Source organism: Phormidium sp. CCY1219 (assembly GCF_055795085.1).
The window spans coordinates 1-2,797 of sequence record NZ_JAYFEQ010000611.1 but is presented as its reverse complement, the minus strand read 5'-3'; the positions used below and the strand labels follow the sequence as shown (position 1 = coordinate 2,797).

Below are 2,797 nucleotides of genomic sequence, written 5' to 3'. Positions count from 1 at the left end.
GGGGGCGAATTCCTCCCCATACATAAATGACAGGGGTTTCCATTCGCCCCCCTTACCAACCCCTAATTTTCGATGAATTTTCTCAAAATTGGAGATATTATTCTGAATACGAACTACATTGCTGCGGTGGAATTGAATGCAGACGTAGGCAATGAGGACAGCTATGTGGTCGTGGTCATGGGAGCTGTGGAAGGTACCTTTAAAGGCGATACGGGCAATTTAGAGTTAAAAGAGTTTCGCTTTAGTGGAAAAGCCGCTGAAAAAATTCGCCATTATTTTAGCGATCCCACCCTGGTGAACCATTTGCTTTAATCCCCTCGGGATCCGCCCCCATCTCCTGGTTAAAGGGGGTGTCCCTGGGGCGGCGATCGCTTCACCTGCCTCGCCACGACCCACATCGCGTGGGACTGCCAAAAATTTATTTAAGTGAGTATTACTTAAGTGATTGAATTTAAGTGAGTCTTAAAAAATGAGATGTAGGAATTTCCGCGTTTGGCCGTGAAAAAACTGCCGTTGTCCCTCAACCCCCATTCCGCGTGCAGACGGTCAACATCTGCGGTTTTCAGGGGTGAAAACAGCGCCTACAACCAACGATTTGAATCATTTAAAAAAATAACCGGGTTTTAAATTTAGTTTGGAATCAGCTTGGGGTTCTATGGTGTAAGTTAATCCTCGATGAGCTGGAGCCATCCTCGGCGGACGTTGTACAGCAGGCGATCGATAATCGCTTGCTCGTCTTCGCTGAGACACTCTTTTAACAAAGCCGCTCGAATTTGCTGTCGGTCGGCCATTGTCACGACATTAGAGAACATCACTTGACCGTAAAGTTCTTCAAGGGGGACTTGGGGCATGGATGCGGTAAGTTCCATCTGCTTTTGAAAATGATGAATAGGCATAGAAGGACGATATTCCTTATATTAGCGATGTTGTTCTAACAGGATGTGATGAAAATTGCTATTCATCTGTGATATTAATCCTCAAGTCACGTGATCTCGATGTTCTGCTTTTGTGACTTCGATCGCAGCCGAAAAAAAGGCGCAGAGTCGATCGCCTCTAATCCTGCCCTGGAAACGGTTTGGTCTGATGGGTGGTCGGCCAAGCCCCGGACACAATTGCGAAGCGCCGAGGGTTGCCTCGAGGGGGGCGATCGCGTCGCTAAAGGTTCAGCGCTTTGCAAGCCTACCTGAAATTTGCGCCCCCGACTGGTTCGTTCGCCGAGAGAGTTTTTCTGTGACAAACAGCATTCACCAGGGTTTTGCAAAGCAACGCCAAAGATGGAGGAGAAGGAGGAAGAGGCAAACAATATTTGACAGGATTTCAACTGAGCGATCGCCCTTCCACCGACAATTTTACCCGGGAGATAGCTGCAAACTGCCGGAGTCGGGAAAGCCAAGTTGGTTGCGATCGCCAAAGCGCCAATGTTGGCGATATTGACGCAAGAAATTCTGACCCACAATTCCATCGACCCCCAGCATCTCTAATACCCCCGGTGACAAAATCACCGCCTCCAAATTTTGCTGTTGATGCTGCTGCAAGCTGACGCGATCTAAGCGCGTTTTGGTGGCCAATTCGGTGCCGCAAAATCCGCGCACTTCCACTGCTTCTGCCCGGTTTTCGCCATCGAGTCCGAGTTGCGTGGCTAAATTTTGGGTGATGACCATTAACTCAGCGCCGGTATCGAGCAAAAATGTAAACGGACCGCGATCGTTGATGCGAACGTGGGTCGTCATTACTCCGAGTCTGCCTTGCAGGGGAATGGCATCGCGGGGGGGTTTGGAGGGGGGTAGCAGTTGGAGTTGTAAGGTTTGCGGATTGACGATCGCATCGAACCCGCTGATAAAATCTAGGCCGATTACCCCAGACATATCGCCGGGAATGGCAGTTTTGGGCAATCCCATGCCGGTGATGCCTTCCACCGTGGCGGATTCGATCGCGATTGTGGGTAAGGTATGCAGGGTAGCATTCACCTCAGAACAGTCTTCCCCCACTACCATGTAAGCGAGCAACTCATTGGGGATCGCGGTTCCCTCTAGTCCTAACTCTTGGACGATTTCGCGATCGATCATCGAGTTAGAAGCGCCGGTATCGAACAGGAAGGATTCCGACTGTCCGGCGATGGTCACCGGAACGCTCAATAAGAGTTGGTTTTCGACGGGTTGCAGTTGCACCGTGGCTTGCCCTTCGCGAACCGGTTGGGGCAAGCTCACACCAGTGAGCTTCACTAATGCGAGCATCCGCTCGTTAGCATCGGGTCGAATGCTGCCATCGGGGGCGAGCAAAACCACTTGGAAGAGACATTGCACGGAAGCGGCTTGCAGTGCCTCTTGTGATGCCTGTTGTGGGGGGGTTTCAAGGGTGACAGCCACACACTGCACGATTTTTTTCAGCATTTCTTCTCCCAAGGAATCGGGGGCTGAGGGGACATTTTGCCCGATCGCCCTGGATGAGCTGGGGGAATTTTCGCTGTTTTTGGCTTCACTTAAGTTATAAACGAGCCGGGGTGTTTCCGTCCCGACGGCGATCCCCTCTGGATTTTGTCGCCAATTGTGAGAAGCTAGCAGGGGGTGGGTGAAGGGAATTGCGCCACACACAGATGCGGCGGTGAGGGAAAGGGCGATTTTCCAAAAGCGTTTCATAGGTCGAATTTTAACGCGGCTTTCACGCGATGGTTGGATGGATGTAGTGCAATGTTAGAATACTTTTGAGCGGTTTGACTGGGAAGGTCAGGAACCCCATCCCTAAAGGGAGGGGCTTGGTAAGACTTTATTTTCCCAAGCTCACCTGACCAGAAGACCAG

At 50.9% G+C, this 2,797-nt stretch carries 3 protein-coding genes; 1 reads left to right on the top strand and 2 read right to left on the bottom strand.

What is annotated here, in order from left to right:
- The first annotated feature begins 72 nt into the window (after positions 1-72).
- Positions 73-312: a hypothetical protein gene (locus AC0QH1_RS17185; RefSeq protein ID WP_324632459.1), complete on the top strand. Its 240-nt coding sequence runs from the start codon at positions 73-75 to the stop codon at positions 310-312.
- A 353-nt stretch (positions 313-665) separates the two neighbouring features.
- Here the strand turns inward: AC0QH1_RS17185 and AC0QH1_RS17180 are convergent, their stop codons facing one another.
- On the bottom strand, positions 666-869 hold the full coding sequence (locus AC0QH1_RS17180) for a hypothetical protein (protein ID WP_324632460.1): 204 nt from the start codon (positions 867-869) through the stop codon (positions 666-668).
- Between the two features lie 480 nt (positions 870-1,349).
- Complete coding sequence (locus AC0QH1_RS17175; protein ID WP_324632458.1) at positions 1,350-2,636, bottom strand: retropepsin-like aspartic protease; 1,287 nt, start codon at positions 2,634-2,636, stop codon at positions 1,350-1,352.
- Positions 2,637-2,797: the final 161 nt, after the last annotated feature.

Excerpts from the sequence above, each read along its gene's own strand:
- AC0QH1_RS17185 (WP_324632459.1), top strand. The coding sequence starts at position 73 with ATGAATTTTCTCAAAATTGGAGATATTATTCTGAATACGAACTACATT.
- AC0QH1_RS17180 (WP_324632460.1), bottom strand. The coding sequence starts at position 869 with ATGGAACTTACCGCATCCATGCCCCAAGTCCCCCTTGAAGAACTTTAC.
- AC0QH1_RS17175 (WP_324632458.1), bottom strand. The coding sequence starts at position 2,636 with ATGAAACGCTTTTGGAAAATCGCCCTTTCCCTCACCGCCGCATCTGTG.